Source organism: Pseudomonas sp. GM24 (genome assembly GCF_000282235.1).
GTDB lineage: Bacteria > Pseudomonadota > Gammaproteobacteria > Pseudomonadales > Pseudomonadaceae > Aquipseudomonas.
The window spans coordinates 30,211-48,611 of the sequence record NZ_AKJR01000007.1 but is presented as its reverse complement, the minus strand read 5'-3'; the positions used below and the strand labels follow the sequence as shown (position 1 = coordinate 48,611).

The 18,401-nt window shown below is 60.2% G+C and carries 15 protein-coding genes and 1 pseudogene; 13 read left to right on the top strand and 3 right to left on the bottom strand.

Features of this window, described 5'->3' with window-relative positions; genetic code table 11:
* Positions 1-51: 51 nt before the first annotated feature.
* Positions 52-816 carry a methyl-accepting chemotaxis protein gene (locus tag PMI23_RS30240; protein WP_371260421.1) on the bottom strand — a complete coding sequence of 255 codons (765 nt, stop codon included), beginning with the start codon at positions 814-816 and terminating at the stop codon, positions 52-54.
* 93 nt (positions 817-909) lie between these two features.
* A pseudogene (locus PMI23_RS30235) lies at positions 910-1,932 on the bottom strand (HAMP domain-containing protein); the annotation flags it as partial.
* Positions 1,933-2,225: 293 nt separating this feature from the next.
* Between PMI23_RS30235 and PMI23_RS00435 the strand changes: the two are divergent.
* Together PMI23_RS00435 and PMI23_RS00430 are read left to right on the top strand one after the other, a co-directional pair.
* Positions 2,226-2,480, top strand: coding sequence for a hypothetical protein (locus PMI23_RS00435; protein ID WP_003220802.1), 255 nt, complete (start codon positions 2,226-2,228; stop codon positions 2,478-2,480).
* A gap of 30 nt (positions 2,481-2,510) precedes the next feature.
* Positions 2,511-3,080, top strand: coding sequence for a lipocalin family protein (locus PMI23_RS00430; RefSeq protein ID WP_007909272.1), 570 nt, complete (start codon positions 2,511-2,513; stop codon positions 3,078-3,080).
* Between the two features lie 112 nt (positions 3,081-3,192).
* Here PMI23_RS00430 and PMI23_RS00425 read toward each other — a convergent pair whose 3' ends face one another.
* Positions 3,193-4,563, bottom strand: a complete 1,371-nt coding sequence (locus PMI23_RS00425) for a formimidoylglutamate deiminase (RefSeq protein WP_007909280.1) — start codon at positions 4,561-4,563, stop codon at positions 3,193-3,195.
* A 146-nt stretch (positions 4,564-4,709) separates the two neighbouring features.
* On the opposite strand from PMI23_RS00425, the gene hutC reads away from it, so the two are divergent.
* From hutC to hutG, 11 genes are all read left to right on the top strand, one after another.
* The gene (gene hutC, locus PMI23_RS00420) at positions 4,710-5,420 is read left to right on the top strand and encodes a histidine utilization repressor (protein ID WP_162130175.1); all 711 of its coding nucleotides are present in this window, start codon (positions 4,710-4,712) and stop codon (positions 5,418-5,420) included.
* 9 nt (positions 5,421-5,429) lie between these two features.
* Positions 5,430-5,999: a HutD/Ves family protein gene (locus PMI23_RS00415; RefSeq protein WP_007909284.1), complete on the top strand. Its 570-nt coding sequence runs from the start codon at positions 5,430-5,432 to the stop codon at positions 5,997-5,999.
* Positions 6,000-6,509: 510 nt separating this feature from the next.
* The gene (hutU, locus tag PMI23_RS00410; RefSeq protein WP_007909286.1) at positions 6,510-8,192 is read left to right on the top strand and encodes a urocanate hydratase; all 1,683 of its coding nucleotides are present in this window, start codon (positions 6,510-6,512) and stop codon (positions 8,190-8,192) included.
* 122 nt (positions 8,193-8,314) lie between these two features.
* On the top strand, positions 8,315-9,787 hold the full coding sequence (locus PMI23_RS00405; protein WP_007909289.1) for a purine-cytosine permease family protein: 1,473 nt from the start codon (positions 8,315-8,317) through the stop codon (positions 9,785-9,787).
* 70 nt (positions 9,788-9,857) lie between these two features.
* Positions 9,858-10,826 carry an ABC transporter substrate-binding protein gene (locus tag PMI23_RS00400; RefSeq protein ID WP_007909291.1) on the top strand — a complete coding sequence of 323 codons (969 nt, stop codon included), beginning with the start codon at positions 9,858-9,860 and terminating at the stop codon, positions 10,824-10,826.
* Positions 10,827-10,909: 83 nt separating this feature from the next.
* On the top strand, positions 10,910-11,761 hold the full coding sequence (locus PMI23_RS00395) for an ABC transporter permease (protein WP_007949591.1): 852 nt from the start codon (positions 10,910-10,912) through the stop codon (positions 11,759-11,761).
* Positions 11,758-12,588, top strand: a complete 831-nt coding sequence (locus tag PMI23_RS00390) for a quaternary amine ABC transporter ATP-binding protein (RefSeq protein ID WP_007909304.1) — start codon at positions 11,758-11,760, stop codon at positions 12,586-12,588. Before PMI23_RS00395 ends, PMI23_RS00390 begins: the two co-directional genes overlap by 4 nt.
* Positions 12,589-12,776: 188 nt before the next feature.
* Positions 12,777-14,300 carry a histidine ammonia-lyase gene (hutH, locus tag PMI23_RS00385; RefSeq protein ID WP_007909306.1) on the top strand — a complete coding sequence of 508 codons (1,524 nt, stop codon included), beginning with the start codon at positions 12,777-12,779 and terminating at the stop codon, positions 14,298-14,300.
* Between the two features lie 116 nt (positions 14,301-14,416).
* On the top strand, positions 14,417-15,949 hold the full coding sequence (gene hutH, locus PMI23_RS00380; RefSeq protein ID WP_007909308.1) for a histidine ammonia-lyase: 1,533 nt from the start codon (positions 14,417-14,419) through the stop codon (positions 15,947-15,949).
* A 355-nt stretch (positions 15,950-16,304) separates the two neighbouring features.
* On the top strand, positions 16,305-17,510 hold the full coding sequence (gene hutI / locus PMI23_RS00370; RefSeq protein WP_007909310.1) for an imidazolonepropionase: 1,206 nt from the start codon (positions 16,305-16,307) through the stop codon (positions 17,508-17,510).
* Between the two features lie 10 nt (positions 17,511-17,520).
* The gene (hutG, locus tag PMI23_RS00365) at positions 17,521-18,324 is read left to right on the top strand and encodes an N-formylglutamate deformylase (protein ID WP_007909312.1); all 804 of its coding nucleotides are present in this window, start codon (positions 17,521-17,523) and stop codon (positions 18,322-18,324) included.
* The last annotated feature ends 77 nt before the right edge of the window (positions 18,325-18,401 follow it).

Sequence of the window (18,401 nt, the reverse complement as noted above, 5' to 3'; positions counted from 1 at the left end):
GCGGTCCGACGTTTCGGGAGGGCTGGGGTGAGGGGGTAAAGCCCTTGATCTTTAAATCCTGAAACTACCCACCAACTGCTTCAACCGCGCCGCCTGCTGCTCCAGATCCGAGCACGCCCGCAACGTTGCCTGCAAGTTCTCCACACCTTCCTGATTCAGCGTGTTGATCTCGTTGATATCGACGTTGATCGACTCGACCACAGCGGTCTGCTCTTCAGTCGCGGTGGCCACCGACTGATTCATCCCGTCGATCTCACCGATACGCTGAGTCACGCTGCCCAACCGCTCACCGGCCTGGTTGGCGATGCCGACGCTGCTTTCACTCTCGCGCTGGCTCTCGGTCATGATGCTGACCGCCTGGCGCGCGCCGACTTGCAGCTCTTCGATCATCTTCTGCACTTGCTGCGCCGAATCCTGGGTGCGGTGCGCGAGGTTGCGCACTTCGTCGGCAACCACGGCGAAACCACGACCGGCTTCACCGGCACGCGCCGCTTCGATCGCGGCGTTGAGCGCGAGCAGGTTGGTCTGCTGGGAAATACTGGTGATCACTTCGAGAATCTGGCCGATGTTCACCGTGTTGCTGTTCAGGGTTTCGATGTTGCCGCACGAATCGCTGATCTTCGCCGACAGCTGCTGCATGGCGTGGATGGTTTTATCGACAACCTGCTGGCCGTCGACCGCGAGGCTGCGCGCATCGCTGGAGTGCTGCGAGGCGAGGGCGGCGTTCTGGGCGATTTCCTGCGCGGCGGCGCCGAGTTGGTTGATCGCCGCGGCCACGCTGTTGGTGCGCGAGGCTTGCTGATCGGAGTTGTACATCGACGAGTTCGACGCTGCGACCACGCGCAGGGCGACTTCGTTGACCTGGCCGGTGGCCGAGGACACTTCACGAATCGAAGTGTGAATGCGCTCAACAAAACGGTTGAATGAGGTGCCCAGTGCGCCGAACTCATCGTTGCCGTGGATCACTAGACGTTTGGTCAGGTCGCCTTCACCTTCGGCGATGTCGTGCATCGCGCGGCCCATGGTCAGCAGTGGCTGCATCAGCACGCGAATGAGCATGCCGAGCAGGGCGATGATGATCACCACGGCAATGACCATGGCGATCAGCGCCGAGGTGCGGAATTCGCTGAGCATGGCGAACGCGGTGTCTTTATCGAGCACCAGCGCCACGTACCAGTCGGCCGACGGCACGCCGTTGACGCGGGTGAAGGAGATCAACTGCGTCTTGCCGTCGAACTCGACTTCTTTCAGGCCCGGGCTGACTTTTGGTGCGCCGTTCGGGTAGGCCTCGGCGAGGGTCTTGAGCACCAGTTTGCTGTCCGGGTGGATCAGGATCTTGCCATCGGCACTGACGATGAACGCGTGGCCGTGGCCACCGAAGTTCAGCGAGTTGATGATCGCGCTGACGCTGGTCAGGTCGATGTCGGCACCGGCGACGCCGAGCATCTGGCCCTGGCGCTGCACCGGGGTGGCGACAGTGATTACCAGTTTGCCCGAGGACGCGGCGATGTACGGTTCGGTGACGATGGTCTGTTGCGCGCTGTTGGCGGCTTTGTACCAGCCGCGTGCGCGTGGATCGTAATCCGGCGCGCGATTGCCGGCCGGCACGGAGAACATCACGCCGTCGGCGCCGCCAAAATAGCTGAGCTGGAAATTGCCGGTGTAGGCGGGCAGGTCGATGATGCGTTTCAGGCTGGCGGGGGCGTTGCCGTCGACAGCCACTTGCTGCGACAGCGATTGCAGCAATTGAATGCGGCTTTCCAGCCAGGTCTGGATGTTGCTGGTGGTCAGGCTGCCCAGTTCCTGCATCGAGGCTTCGGTGCTGCTGCCCAAGGCTTCGCGCTGTCGATAGTCGTTGAAGAAAATGAAACAGGCGAACGCAACGGCCACCACGAGGGCGGCAGCCAACAAGATCTTGTGGCTGAATTTCATGTTTCTGGTCATCGAATGAACTACCGCGAAGGGGCTGGTCAAGAAAGGGCGGCAATTTGCCACACTCGGGGGCTTTGCGCTGCTCTTATTTCGACCGCGACGCGCCAAAGATTAGGCGTCTTTGGCGAAAGGCGACGAAATGCTCAATAGCCCTACAAAGTGTCTGATTTATCGGCAAATGCCAGACAGGCGGGCTAATAAATAGCCGTCCGCCCACGGAACCAGATGAGGGTTTTCTCTTCTAAGCTTCTGGTTGGCACCATGCCATCCCCCCTCGTTCCAGGAGTTACACCATGTCGCTGCGATCTATCGCCCTTCTGACGTTTTGCGTGCTGTTGGCCGCATGCAGCAAGGTCAATCAGGAAAACTATTCGAAGCTTTCGGCCGGTATGGCCAAGGCCGAAGTCGAGACTCTGCTCGGCAAGCCCACCGATTGTTCGGGCGCGCTCGGCATGTCCAGTTGCACTTGGGGCGACAAGAACAGCTTTATCAGCGTGCAGTATGCCGGTGACAAAGTGCTGATGTTTTCCGGCCAAGGCCTGAAGTAAACCGGGGCTTCGCGCCCACGGAGAAGAAAAATGAAGCGGTTATTGCTGATCCTTTTTGCCGGCCTGGTACTGGCCGGCTGCGCCACTTCCGGCGTAGACCCGTTGGCGCCGAAAACCGTCAACAGCGTCAATCTCAAGCGTTATCAGGGCACCTGGTATGAGCTGGCGCGCTTGCCGATGTACTTCCAGCGCAATTGCGCGCAGTCCGAAGCCCATTACACCCTCAAGCCTGACGGTAATGTCGCGGTGCTCAATCGCTGCCTGACGCCGCAATGGCAGTGGGAAGAGGCCAAGGGCACGGCTTATCCACAGGTGCCGGGCAAGACCGATAAACTCTGGGTCGAATTCGATACCTGGTTCTCACGCCTGATTCCGGGTGTGGCAAAAGGCGAATACTGGGTGTTGTACGTCAGCGATGACTATAAGACCGCCATCGTCGGCGACCCGAGTCGCAAGTACATGTGGTTGCTGTCACGCACGCCGACCGTCAACGGTGTGGTGCGTGAAGAGCTGCTGAGCAAGGCGCGTCAGCAGGGTTATGACACCACCCGCTTGATCTGGCGCGCGTCGGATCGGCAGATGGCCAAGACTTCAAACTAAAGAACACCACAAAACCAATGTAGGAGTGAGCCTGCTCGCAATAGCGTTGTGTCAGAGCACAAATAAGTGACTGACACACCGCTATCGCGAGCAGGCTCACTCCTACATTTGGTTATGCGTCGCCCAGGAGGTCGCGCAGGACCTGGGTGAACGCGCGTGCACTGTCTTCTTCGCCAGCATGCCGACCATCACGCACTACCCACTGACCATTGACCAGCACATCGCGCACCTGCCGATCGCCGCCGGCAAACAACCAGCGATTCAAAATCCCGTCACCCGTGGCCGTCGCCAGATACGGATCGCTGCCATCGAGCACAATCCAGTCCGCACGCTTGCCCACCTCCAGCGCACCAACCGGCTGCCCCATCGCCTGCGCACCACCGTCCAGCGCCGCGTCATACAACGTACGTCCAACCATCGGCTGATCCGCGCCATACAAGCGATTACGCCGCTGATCACGCAGGCGCTGGCCGTATTCCAGCCAACGCAATTCCTCGACCACACTGAGCGAGACATGGCTGTCGGAACCGATACCCATGCGCCCACCCTGGGCGAGGAAATCCACCGCCGGGAAAATTCCGTCGCCGAGATTCGCTTCGGTGGTCAGGCACAGCCCGGCGATGGCGCGACTTTTGGCCATCAGCGTGACTTCTTCCGGGTTGGCGTGGGTGGCGTGCACCAGACACCAGCGTTGATCGACTTGGGTATTTTCGTAGAGCCATTGCAGCGGACGCCGACCGCTCCAACTCAAGCAGTCATCGACCTCTTTCTGCTGTTCGGCGATGTGAATGTGCACGGGGCATTGCTTGTCGCTGGCCGCCAAGACTTCGCTGATCTGCTGCGGGGTCACCGCGCGCAACGAGTGGAAGCACAGGCCCAGCGACTGCGCCTTTTGCTGCGCCAGTAACGGCTGCAAACGCGATTGCAGATTCAGGTAATTTTCGGTGCTGTTGATGAAGCGGCGCTGGCCGTCATTCGGCGTCTGGCCGCCAAAACCGGAGTGGCTGTAGAGCACCGGCAACAGGGTCAGACCAATGCCGCTTTCGCTTGCGGCCTGACTGATGCGCAACGCCAATTCAGCCGGATCGGCATACGGCTGACCATTGCTGTCGTGGTGCACATAGTGAAATTCAGCGACGGAGGTGTAACCGGCCTTGAGCATTTCGATGTACAGCTGACGGGCAATGACGCCGAGCTGATCCGGGCTGATTTTTCCGACGAGCCGATACATCAGATCGCGCCAGGTCCAGAAACTGTCGTTCGGATTGCCGGCCACTTCAGCCAGACCTGCCATCGCTCGCTGGAAGGCATGGGAGTGCAAATTCGGCATGCCCGGCAGCAGCGGGCCGCTCAGCCGTTCAGCGCCATCTGCGGTGGAATCGGCCTGGATTCGGGTCAGCAAGCCCTCGGCGCTGACCTCAAGACGTACATTGTTGGCCCATCCGTTAGGCAGCAGCGCGCGTTCGGCAAAGAAGGCGGACATGGTTCAGCACCCCATCGTGTGTTATTTGTATATACATATACAGACGTTTGCCTGCCCGGTAAACTCCGGCAAGCTAGCCACTTTCATCCAATGAACAGGGATCAACCGTGCCGACTCCGCCTCCAGTCTCCCCGTTGGCCGCGAACATGGGCGACAGTCCGGCGCCCTTGTACGCCCGCGTCAAACAGATGATCACCCAGCAGATCGACAGCGGAAACTGGCCGCCGCACTACCGCGTGCCGTCCGAGAGCGAGCTGGTCAATCAACTCGGTTTCAGCCGCATGACCATCAACCGTGCCCTGCGCGAGATGACCGCCGACGGTCTGCTGGTGCGCATGCAAGGCGTTGGCACGTTTGTCGCTGAACCGAAGAGCCAGTCCGCGCTGTTCGAAGTGCACAACATCGCCGACGAAATTGCCTCCCGTGGCCATCGCCACACCTGCCAGGTGATCACCCTCGAAGAAGAGGCCGCCGGTTCCGAGCGTGCGCTGGCGCTGGACATGCGCGAAGGGCAGAAGGTGTTCCACTCGCTGATCGTGCATTACGAAAACGACATTCCGGTGCAAATCGAAGACCGTTTCGTCAACGCGCTGGTCGCTCCGGAATACCTCAAACAGGATTTCACTCTGCAAACGCCGTACGCCTATCTGAACCAGGTGGCGCCGCTGACCGAGGGCGAGCACGTGGTTGAAGCGATCCTCGCCGAATCCTCAGAGTGCAAGTTGCTGCAGATTGAAAAGGGTGAGCCGTGCTTGTTGATTCGTCGCCGCACGTGGTCGGGGCGTCAGCCGGTTACCGCTGCACGATTGATTCACCCGGGTTCCCGTCATCGTCTGGAAGGGCGGTTCCATAAATAGAGAGCATAAATGAATGGTTTGAGGGTTTTACGCGCCGAAGGCTACCCGCGCATGCCGTGGAAAAACGGCGGCGGCAGCACTGAAGAAATCACCCGTGATGCCGGTGCCGGGCTGGACGGTTTTGGCTGGCGTCTGTCGATTGCCGACATCGCCGAATCCGGTGGTTTTTCAACATTCGCCGGTTATCAGCGGGTGATCACCGTGTTGCAGGGTGACGGCATGACCTTGTGCGTTGACGGCGACGATACGCGGCCGTTGTTACCGCTCGACCCGTTTGCCTTTAGCGGTGAAAGCCAGGTGTTGTGCACGCTGCTCGGCGGTGCGATTCGCGATTTCAACCTGATCTATACGCCGCAGCGTTACAGCGCGCGGTTGCAGTGGCTGGACGGTGAGCAGCGTTTCTTCAGCTCGGCGGGGACGGTGTTGGTGTTCAGTGTCAGTGAGTTGCTGGAAGTCCGGATCGGTGACAGTGTTTCGCAGTTGGGGCGACATGATTGCCTGCAACTGGACGGCAACAGCGGTCTGGCCGAAGTCTCCACCAATGCGGGTTGCTGCGTCATTGAACTGACTGGACGCTGATTCAGAAATCTTAAAAGATCGCAGCCTTCGGCAGCTCCTACAGGGTGTACATCAAACCTACAGGGTGTACATCAAACCCAGTGAGGGTGTACATCAAACCCAGTGTAGGAATCAAACCCAGTGTAGGAGCTGCCGAAGGCTGCGATCTTTTGCTTTTGGGGTGTTCCCAACCCACGCACCAACTTGTTACCGAACGCCCCAGCGTGGCGCAAAACCACGCTCATGTAACAAAGCCCGCGCCTCCCTAAATCATCCCCAGGAAAAATTTCATCCACGCCTGAACCTTTGATTCAGGCGCTCTCCAGCCTTGCCGGCGATTTTTCTTGAACGACCCTCCAACAAGTTGGCCGCTTGATTGCATATGCTTGTATGTACAAGTAAAGACGTATGCGTATGAGTCGCTCGAGACTCTCCGCAGCGTCCACTGATTCGCTTGTCGCGCATCGAAGCGCACAGGCTGCTTGCCCACTGCCAGGGTTGGTTTGAATTGATCGCTGAGGAGTCTTTTTCGTGACTGACAATAAGCCTACAAAGTTTCGCAACGTTGAGATCCGCGCCGCCCGCGGCAACAAGCTGACCGCCAAGAGCTGGCTGACCGAAGCGCCGCTGCGCATGCTGATGAACAATCTCGACCCGGAAGTTGCCGAGAACCCGAAAGAGCTGGTGGTCTACGGTGGTATCGGTCGCGCCGCGCGTAACTGGGAGTGCTACGACAAGATCGTCGAGAGCCTCACCCACCTGAATGACGACGAGACCCTGCTGGTGCAATCCGGCAAGCCGGTCGGCGTGTTCAAGACCCACGCCAATGCGCCACGCGTGCTGATCGCCAACTCCAACCTCGTCCCGCACTGGGCCAGTTGGGAGCACTTCAACGAACTCGACGCCAAAGGCCTGGCCATGTACGGCCAGATGACCGCCGGCAGCTGGATCTACATCGGCAGCCAGGGCATCGTCCAAGGCACCTACGAAACCTTCGTTGAGGCCGGTCGCCAGCACTACAACGACAACCTCACCGGCAAGTGGGTTCTCACCGCTGGCCTCGGTGGCATGGGCGGCGCACAACCTCTGGCGGCAACTTTGGCCGGCGCGTGCTCGCTGAACATCGAATGCCAGCAGGTCAGCATCGATTTCCGTCTGAAAAGCCGTTACGTCGACGAGCAAGCCAAAGACCTCGACGACGCTCTGGCGCGCATCGATAAATACACCAAGGAAGGCAAAGCGATCTCCATCGCCCTGTTGGGTAACGCCGCAGAAATTCTCCCGGAACTGGTAAAGCGCGGCGTGCGCCCGGACATGGTCACCGACCAGACCAGTGCCCACGATCCGCTCAACGGCTACCTGCCTGCCGGCTGGACCTGGGACGAGTACCGCGCCCGCGCCAAGACCGAACCGGCCGCTGTGATCAAAGCCGCCAAGCAGTCGATGGCTGTGCACGTCAAAGCCATGCTGGAATTCCAGAAGCAAGGCATCCCGACCTTCGACTACGGCAACAACATCCGTCAGATGGCACGGGAAGAAGGCGTCGAAAACGCGTTCGATTTCCCGGGCTTCGTACCGGCCTACATCCGTCCGCTGTTTTGCCGTGGCATCGGCCCGTTCCGCTGGGCGGCACTGTCGGGTGATCCGCAAGACATCTACAAAACCGACGCCAAGGTCAAAGAGCTGATCCCGGATGACGCGCACCTGCACAACTGGCTGGACATGGCCCGCGAGCGCATCAGCTTCCAGGGTCTGCCGGCACGTATCTGCTGGGTTGGCCTGGGCCTGCGCGCCAAGCTCGGTCTGGCCTTCAACGAGATGGTTCGCAGCGGCGAGTTGTCGGCGCCAATTGTGATCGGTCGCGACCACCTCGACTCCGGCTCGGTCGCCAGTCCGAACCGTGAAACCGAATCGATGCAGGACGGTTCCGACGCCGTGTCCGACTGGCCATTGCTCAACGCATTGCTCAACACTGCGAGCGGGGCGACCTGGGTTTCCCTGCACCACGGCGGCGGCGTCGGCATGGGCTTCTCGCAGCACTCGGGCATGGTGATTGTCTGCGACGGTACTGACGAAGCGGCCGAGCGCATCGCGCGCGTGCTGCACAACGACCCGGCTACCGGCGTCATGCGCCACGCCGATGCCGGTTACCAGATCGCCATCGACTGCGCCAAGGAACAGGGCCTGAACCTGCCGATGATTACCGGCAAATAAATGCAAAACCCCTGTAGGAGCTGCCGCAGGCTGCGATCTTTTGATGTTGGTTTTTCAAGATCAAAAGATCGCAGCCTGCGGCAGCTCCTACAGAGAATCTAACAATCCACAGAGGTTGAATCATGGCTGTCAACACCGATCGTGCAGGCAACAAACCGTTGATCGAAAGGCGTTCGATCGACTACATCCCGGAAGCGGAAAGACACGGTCGTCTGTTTAGCCAGTTCACCCTGTGGATGGGCGCCAACCTGCAAATCACCGCGATTGTCACCGGGGCCTTGGCCGTGGTGCTCGGCGGTGATGTGTTCTGGTCGTTGATCGGTCTGTTGATCGGTCAATTGCTGGGCGGCGGGGTGATGGCGTTGCATGCCGCGCAAGGCCCGAAGCTGGGCCTGCCACAGATGATCTCCAGCCGCGTGCAGTTTGGCGTTTACGGCGCGGCGATCCCGATCGTGTTGGTGTGCCTGATGTACCTGGGTTTCACCGCGACGGGCACCGTGCTTTCCGGCCAGGCGCTGGGGCAGTTGTTTAACGTCAGCGACAGTGTCGGCATCCTGATTTTTGCCAGCGTCATCGTGCTGGTGACGGTGCTCGGTTATCGGGTGATCCACTGGATCGGCCGTGTTGCCAGCGTCATTGGCGTGATCGCTTTCGTCTTCCTGTTCTGGCGTTTGATGAGCCAGACCGACGTCGGCGCACTTCTGCAAATCCGTCATTTCAGCTGGAGCAGTTTCCTCCTCGCGGTGTCGCTCGCGGCCTCCTGGCAGATCGCTTTCGGCCCGTACGTGGCTGACTATTCCCGTTACCTGCCGAGCAATACCTCGGCGGTCAAAACCTTCTTCGCCGCCGGTGCCGGCTCTGTGGTTGGCGCACAAGTGGCGATGATCCTCGGCGTGTTCGCCGCGGCTTCCTCCAGCGGTCAGTTCGCCGGTCACGAAGTCGCCTACATCGTCGGTCTGGGCGGCACCGGCGCCACCGCGGCGCTGCTGTACTTCAGCATCGCGTTCGGCAAGGTGACCATCTCGACGCTTAACTCCTACGGCAGCTTCATGTGCATCGCGACCATCATCAGTGGTTTCAAGGGGCACCTGACCGTTACGCGCATGCAGCGTCTGGTGTTTGTGCTGGTGATCGTTGGCGCAGCGACCCTGATTGCGCTGCTCGGTCAGCACTCGTTCCTCGGTGCGTTCAAGTCTTTCATCCTGTTCCTGCTCGCCTTCTTCACCCCGTGGAGCGCGATCAACCTGGTCGACTACTACTGCATCACCCGTGAGCGCTACGACGTGCCGGCGCTGGCCGACCCGAATGGCCGCTACGGTCGCTGGAACCTGCTCGGCATCAGCGTCTATGTGTTCGGTGTGCTGGTGCAGTTGCCGTTCATCTCCACCAAGTTCTATACCGGTCCGCTGGTGGCCGCCCTCGGTGATGTGGATATTTCCTGGATCATCGGCCTCGTGCTGCCGGCTGCCGTCTACTACGTGTGCGCAAAAAAATGGCACAGCGCGGTACCCGATCAACTGATTCTGCCGGTCGAGCAGAACAGCGTTGTACAACCTAAAACAAGCGGGGCCGGTCGCGCTGCGGCGCAGGCCTGATTTGGACGTGGACAGGGCTGGATGCCTCTTGACTGCCGTAAGCCAATTCATGATTAGGAGCGTCACAACAATGAAATCGAACAAGACCCTGCTGACCACATTGCTGTCCATGGGCCTGCTGGCCAGTGCCGGTGCGACCCAAGCCGCGGGCTGGTGCGAATCGGGCAAACCGGTGAAGTTCGCCGGGCTGAACTGGGAAAGCGGCATGCTGCTGACCGACGTCCTGCAAGTGGTGCTGGAGAAAGGTTACGACTGCAAGACCGACAGCCTGCCGGGTAACTCCATCACCATGGAAAACGCCCTGAGCAGTAACGATATTCAAGTGTTTGCCGAAGAGTGGGTCGGTCGCAGCGAGGTCTGGAACAAGGCCGAGAAGGCCGGCAAGGTTGTCGGTGTCGGCGCTCCGGTCGTCGGCGCGGTGGAAGGCTGGTACGTGCCGCGTTACGTGATCGAAGGCGACGCCAAGCGCAAGCTTGAACCGAAAGCCCCGGACCTGAAAAACATCGCTGACCTGGGCAAATACGCCGCCGTGTTCAAGGACGCCGAAGAGCCGTCCAAGGGCCGTTTCTACAACTGCCCGGCCGGCTGGACCTGCGAACTCGACAACAGCGAAATGCTGAAAAGCTACGGCCTCGAAAGCAGTTACACCAACTTCCGCCCGGGCACCGGTCCTGCGCTGGATGCAGCAGTGTTGTCGAGCTACAAGCGTGGCGAGCCGATCCTGTTTTACTACTGGTCGCCAACCCCGCTGATGGGCCAGGTGGATCTGGTCAAACTGGAAGAAAAACCGGGCGTCGACAAGACCGTGAGCATCAAGGTCGGCCTGTCGAAAACCTTCCACGACGAGGCCCCGGAACTGGTCGCCGTGCTGGAAAAGGTCAACCTGCCGATCGACCTGCTGAACCAGAACCTGGGCCGTATGGCCAAGGAGCGTATCGAGTCGCCGAAACTGGCGAAAATCTTCCTCAAGGAACATCCTGAGGTCTGGCATGCGTGGGTGAGTGAAGACGCAGCCAAGAAAATCGACGCGGCGCTGTAGGTCGATACCTCCCGGTCAACCGTGAGGCTGGCCGGGGGATATGCCGTAAACGCTTGATTGAGATTTCTGATTGAGAGCCGCTTATGTTTCCCGAAAGCTTTACCTTTTCCATCGCCGACTGGGTCAACGGTTGGGTCGATTCGCTGGTCACCAACTACGGTGATGTGTTCCGCCACATCTCCGACACACTGCTCTGGGCCATCGTCAACCTCGAAGGCTTGCTGCGCGCAGCGCCGTGGTGGTTGATGCTGGCGATCGTTGGTGTGGTCGCCTGGCATGCCACGCGTAAAGTCGTGACCACAGCAGTCATCGTCGGTCTGCTGTTCCTCGTCGGCGCCGTTGGCTTGTGGGACAAGCTCATGCAGACCCTGGCGTTGATGATGGTCGCGACGATCATTTCGGTGCTGATCGGCATTCCGCTGGGGATTCTCTCGGCGCGCAGCAATCGCTTGCGTTCGGTGCTGATGCCGCTGCTCGACATCATGCAAACCATGCCGAGTTTCGTGTACCTGATCCCGGTGCTGATGCTGTTCGGTCTGGGCAAGGTCCCGGCGATTTTCGCCACGGTGATCTACGCCGCACCGCCGCTGATTCGCCTGACTGATCTGGGCATTCGCCAGGTCGACGGCGAAGTGATGGAAGCGATCAACGCCTTCGGTGCCAACCGCTGGCAGCAGCTGTTCGGCGTGCAACTGCCGCTGGCGCTGCCAAGCATCATGGCCGGGATCAACCAGACCACCATGATGGCCCTGTCGATGGTGGTGATCGCCTCGATGATCGGTGCCCGTGGCCTGGGTGAAGATGTGCTGGTGGGGATTCAGACCCTCAACGTCGGACGCGGCCTCGAAGCCGGTCTGGCGATCGTGATTCTCGCAGTGGTCATCGACCGCATTACTCAGGCGTACGGTCGGCCACGGCATGAGGTGAGCAAATGAGCAACGCAACCGTGAGCAAGATCGAAGTCAAAAACGTCTTCAAGATTTTCGGCAACCGCGCCAAGGATGCGCTGGCCATGGTCGGCCAGGGCAAGACCAAGGATCAGGTGCTGAGTGAAACCGGTTGCGTGGTCGGCGTTAACGACCTGTCGCTGAGCATCGGCACTGGCGAGATCTTTGTGATCATGGGCCTGTCCGGTTCCGGAAAATCGACACTGGTGCGCCACTTCAACCGGTTGATCGACCCGACCAGCGGCGCGATCCTCGTCGATGGCGTCGACATCCTGCAATACGACATGGATGCTCTGCGCGAATTTCGCCGGCACAAGATCAGCATGGTGTTCCAGAGCTTCGGCCTGTTGCCGCACAAGACTGTGCTCGACAACGTCGCCTACGGTCTGAAAGTCCGTGGCGAGAGCAAGCAAATGTGCTCGGAACGCGCGCTGCACTGGATCAACACCGTCGGCCTCAAAGGCTACGAAAACAAATACCCGCACCAGCTCTCCGGCGGCATGCGCCAGCGTGTCGGCCTGGCGCGCGCCTTGGCGGCGGACACCGACATCATCCTCATGGACGAAGCGTTCAGTGCGCTGGATCCGCTGATCCGCGCCGAGATGCAGGACCAGTTGCTGGAGCTGCAAAAGACCCTGCACAAGACCATCGTCTTCATCACCCATGACCTCGACGAGGCGGTGCGTATCGGCAACCGCATTGCGATTCTCAAGGATGGTCGCCTGATTCAGGTCGGTACGCCGCGCGAGATTCTGCATTCGCCGGCGGATGAGTATGTTGACCGGTTCGTGCAGCGGCGGGCGGCAGTGGTTTGATCTGAATTATGCAGTGCACTGACTGGCCCTATCGCTGGCAAGCCAGCTCCCACAGGGGTTGTGTGAACAATGAGGGCTCGCAGGCCCAGTTCCTACAGAGATTGTGTGAACACTGGAGATCCTGTGGGAGCTGGCTTGCCAGCGATGAGGCCGGTAAAGCTGCATCAATATTACGGTTGAGGTTTTAGATGTCTCAGGCTGAAAAAATCGTTATCACCGGCGCCCCTCTGCGCTGGCAGGACTTGGTCGCCGTTGCCCGTCATGGCGCGCTTCTGGAGCTGTCCAGCGACACCTGGGCGCGCATCGAAAACGCCCAAGGCATCGTCCAGCGCATCGTCGCCAGCGGCGAGCGCGCCTATGGCGTCAATACCGGCCTGGGCGGTTTGTCCAACGTCTCCCTGCAAGACGAACAACTCAGCCAGCTCTCGCGCAACACCTTGCTCAGCCATGCCTGCGGCGTCGGCCCGGTACTCGCCGACGAGCAGACTCGCGCGATCATCTGCGCCGCCATTCACAACTACAGCCACGGCAAATCCGGCCTGCATCGCCGGGTCGTCGAAGCCCTGCTGGCGCTGCTCAATCGCGGCATCACCCCGCAAGTGCCGTCGCAAGGTTCGGTGGGCTACCTGACGCACATGGCGCACATCGGCATCGCGTTGCTCGGCGTCGGCAATGTCAGCTATCGCGGGCAGATCACCTCGGCGCAACAAGCGCTGGCCGAAGAGGGGTTAGAACCGGTTCAGCTCGGCGCAAAAGACGGTTTGTGCCTGGTCAACGGCACACCGTGCATGACCGGCCTCAGCTGTCTGGCGATTGCCGACGCGACGCGTCTGGTGCAATGGGCCGACGTCATCGGCGCGATGAGTTTTGAAGCCCAGCGCGGCCAGATCGATGCGTTCGACGCTGAAATCATCGCGCTGAAACCGCATCCGGGCATGCAGCAGGTTGGCGTCAATCTGCGCGCCTTGCTCGATGGCAGCGAAGTGATTGCGTCGAGCAAAGGCATTCGCACTCAGGATGCGCTGAGCATCCGTTCGATCCCGCAAGTTCACGGCGCCGCGCGCGATCAGCTCGATCATGCAATCAAGCAGGTCGAGGCCGAACTCAACGGCTGCACTGATAACCCATTGTTGCTAGGCACGCCGGACAACTTCCGGGTGATGTCGCAAGCCAACCCGCACGGCCAATCGGTAGCTATGGCGGCGGATCTGCTGGCGATTGCCATGGCCGAAATCGGCTCGATTGCCGAACGTCGTCTGGATCGTCTGGTGAATCCGCACGTCAGCGGTCTGCCGGCATTTCTGGTGGCCAATCCGGGGGTGAACTCCGGGATGATGATCGTCCAGTACGTCGCTGCGTCACTGTGTGCGGAAAACCGCCAATTGGCGCAACCGGCGGTGCTCGACAACTACATCACTTCGGGCCTGCAGGAAGACCATTTGAGCATGGGCACCAACGCTGCGCTCAAGCTGCATCGTGCGCTGGAAAACTGCACGCAGATTCTCGCCATCGAATATCTGCTGGCGGCGCAGGCCTTTGAATTTCTCAAGGAACAGCGCTTCGGCGCGGGCACTGACCGCGCGTGGCGACTGCTGCGCGAAACGGTCCCGGCCTATGATCAGGATCGCTGGCTGGCGCCGGATATCGCCGCCGCCGCGAGCGTGTTGAAAGCCCCGAATGTGCTGGGCAACGTTTTACCGAATTTGCACTGAAAAATACCCACGCCAGCGTGCCAAGGCGCGACTCCCCAAAAGGCGAGACGCGACGGACAACGGACATCTCCGGAGCGTCTGGCGAGTTAATAACAAACTCTCAAAAGGAGCACAAAATGACTGCGCTGAACCTGATTCCCGGCCAACTGAGCCTGGCCCAACTGCGTGATGTCTACCAGAACCCGGTCAAGCTGAGCCTCGACAACAGCGCCTCGGCGCAGATCGAAGCCAGCGTCGCCTGCGTCGAACAGATCCTCGCGGAGAACCGCACTGCGTACGGCATCAACACCGGTTTCGGCCTGCTGGCCTCGACGCGCATTGCCAGCGAAGACCTGGAAAACCTCCAGCGCTCGCTGGTGTTGTCCCACGCCGCCGGTGTTGGCCAGCCGATTAGCGATGAACTGGTGCGGCTGATCATGGTGCTTAAGGTCAACAGCCTCAGCCGTGGTTTCTCCGGTATTCGCCGCGTGGTGATCGATGCGCTGATCGCGCTGATCAATGCCGAGGTTTATCCGCATATTCCGCTGAAAGGTTCGGTGGGCGCTTCGGGCGATCTGGCACCGTTGGCGCACATGTCGCTAGTGCTGCTGGGCGAGGGCAAGGCGCGCTACAAGGGTGAGTGGATGGAAGCCACCGAAGCGCTGAAAGTGGCTGGCCTGATGCCGCTGACGCTGGCGGCGAAAGAAGGTCTGGCGCTGCTTAACGGTACTCAGGTTTCCACGGCGTTCGCGCTGCGTGGTCTGTTTGAAGGTGAAGATTTGTTCGCGGGCGCGCTGGCGCTGGGTGGTCTGACGGTTGAAGCGGTATTGGGTTCGCGTTCGCCGTTCGACGTGCGTATCCATGCGGCTCGTGGCCAGAAAGGTCAGATCGATGCTGCCGCTGCGTACCGTGATCTGCTCGGCGAGCGCAGCGAAGTCTCCGACTCGCACCAGAACTGCGAGAAGGTGCAGGATCCGTACTCGCTGCGCTGCCAGCCACAAGTCATGGGCGCCTGCCTGACCCAGTTCCGTCAAGCCGCTGAAGTGCTGGCCGTTGAAGCCAACGCGGTTTCCGATAACCCATTGGTATTTGCTGCTGAAGGCGATGTGATTTCCGGCGGCAACTTCCACGCCGAACCGGTGGCCATGGCTGCTGACAACATGGCCCTGGCCATCGCCGAGATCGGCTCGCTGAGCGAACGCCGCATCTCGCTGATGATGGACAAGCACATGTCGCAGCTGCCGCCGTTCCTCGTCGCCAATGGCGGCGTGAATTCCGGTTTCATGATCGCTCAGGTGACAGCAGCGGCGCTGGCCAGCGAGAACAAGGCCTTGTCGCATCCGCATTCGGTGGACAGTCTGCCGACCTCGGCTAACCAGGAAGACCACGTATCGATGGCCCCGGCGGCTGGCAAGCGGCTGTGGGAAATGGCTGAAAACACCCGCGGGATTCTCGCGGTGGAATGGCTCGCGGCGGTGCAAGGACTGGACCTGCGTAACGGTCTGAAGACCTCGGCGAAGCTGGAGCAGGCCCGGGCGATTCTGCGTAAGGAAGTGCCGTTCTATGAGAAAGATCGGTTCTTTGCGCCGGATATCAATGCGGCGACTGAATTGTTGGCTTCGCGGTGCCTGACCGAGCTGATTCCAGCGAAACTTTTGCCTAGTTTGTAAGTGTTTTTTCAGGGAGAGCTTTGTTGTTACTGACATCGATCCCCCTCACCCCAGCCCTCTCCCCCAAGGGGGAGAGGGGGAAGGGAGCCGATCTTCAAGTTTTTCAGAACCTGAGTTCGGCTCAAAATTTTCAGGTCGGTGTACCTCGACAGAACAACCCGGTCAGTCCTGCTTCTTCCTGGCGAGAGCAGGGAGCCGATCTTCATGGTTTTCAGAACCTGAGTTCGGCTCAAGACTTTCAGGTCGGTGTACCTCGACAGAACAACCCGGTCAGTCCCCTCTCCCTCCGGGAGAGGGCTAGGGTGAGGGGCTTTTCAGAGGCTACCCACCAAACCAAACACAACGGAGGCCAACAGTGAAAACCCTCTGGCAACACTGCCACGTCGCAACCATGGCGCAGGGCGTCTACTCGATCATCGAGGATGCGGCCATCGTGACGTCCGGTGCGCTCATCGAGTGGATCGGCCCGCGTAATCAACTGCCATCCGGCGAATACACGGCGGTCAATGACCTGCAAGGCGCGTGGGTCACGCCCGGCCTGATCGACTGCCACACCCACACGGTGTTCGGCGGCAACCGCAGCGGCGAATTCGAAAAACGTCTGCAAGGTGTCAGCTACGCCGAAATCGCGGCATCCGGCGGAGGCATCGCCAGCACCGTGCGCGCGACTCGCGAGGCCACTGAAGACGAGCTGTTCGCCAGCGCCGCCAAGCGCCTGAAAAGCCTTATGCGTGACGGCGTGACCACGGTTGAAATGAAGTCCGGTTACGGCCTCGATCTGGTCAACGAACGCAAAATCCTTCGTGTCATCCGTCGCCTGGAAAAAGAGCTGCCGATCAGCGTACGCAGCACCTGCCTGGCCGCCCACGCGTTGCCACCGGAATACAAAGATCGTGCCGACGACTACATCGATCTGATCTGCAGCGAGATGCTGCCCGCTCTGGCTGCCGAAGGACTGGTCGATGCCGTGGATGCGTTCTGCGAATACCTGGCGTTCTCGCCAGAGCAAGTCGAGCGCGTGTTCATCGCCGCGCAAAAACTCGGTCTGCCGGTGAAACTGCACGCCGAACAATTGTCGTCGCTGCATGGCTCCAGCCTCGCCGCGCGTTACAAGGCGTTGTCCGCCGATCACTTGGAATTCATGGACGAAGCCGACGCCATCGCCATGGCCGAGTCCGACACCGTCGCGGTGCTGCTGCCGGGCGCGTTCTACTTCCTGCGTGAAACCCAATTGCCGCCAATGGACGCCCTGCGCAAGCATAAGGTGAAAATCGCCATCGCCAGCGACCTCAACCCCGGCACTTCGCCCGCGCTGTCGTTGCGGCTGATGCTGAACATGGCCTGCACCTGCTTCCGCATGACTCCGGAGGAAGCCCTGGCCGGTGCGACGATTCATGCCGCGCAAGCGCTGGGCATGGCCGACACCCACGGTTCGCTGGAAGTCGGCAAGGTCGCGGATTTCGTTGCCTGGCACATTGATCGTCCGGCGGATCTGGCCTATTGGCTCGGCGGTGATCTGGACAAACGCGTCGTGCGTCACGGCGTCGAATCAAATCTGTAGGAGGGCGGTTGTGGATAAGGTTCTGAACTTCAAACAAGGACGCGTGCCGCTGCTGATCAGCATGCCTCACGCCGGTGTGCGCCTGACCCCAGCGGTGGAAGCCGGGTTGATCGCCGATGCGAAAAGCCTGCCGGACACTGACTGGCACATCCCGCAGCTTTACGATTTTGCTGAACAACTCGGCGCCAGTACGTTGGCTGCCGAGTACTCGCGATTCGTCATCGATTTGAACCGGCCGTCCGACGACAAACCGTTGTATGCGGGCGCTACCACCGGGCTCTACCCGGCGACGCTGTTCGACGGCATTCCGTTGTTCCGCGAAGGCCACGAGCCGTCGAAAGAAGAACGCGCGACTTATCTGGAGCAGATCTGGACGCCGTATCACCGTACGCTTCAGGAAGAGCTGGCACGGCTGAAGGCCGAATTCGGTTACGCGCTGCTGTTCGACGCGCACTCGATCCGCTCAATCATCCCGCACCTGTTCGACGGCAAACTACCGGACTTCAACCTCGGCACCTTCAATGGCGCCAGTTGTGATCCGCAATTGGCCGCGCAACTGGAAGCGATCTGCGCTGGTCATAGCAACTACAGTCATGTTCTGAACGGACGCTTCAAGGGCGGCCACATCACCCGTCATTACGGCAACCCGGCCGAGAACATCCACGCGGTGCAACTGGAGTTGTGCCAGAGCACCTACATGGAAGAGTTCGAACCGTTCCGCTATCGCCCTGACCTCGCCGAGCCAACGCGGGTGGTACTAAAGGAATTGCTGCAAGGCTATCTGGCCTGGGGCGAAAAACACTACCGCGGCTGACTCACCCCTGTAGGAGCTGCCGAAAGCTGCGATCTTGATCGTTCCCACGCAGAGCGTGGGAACGATCAGGCCCCGGA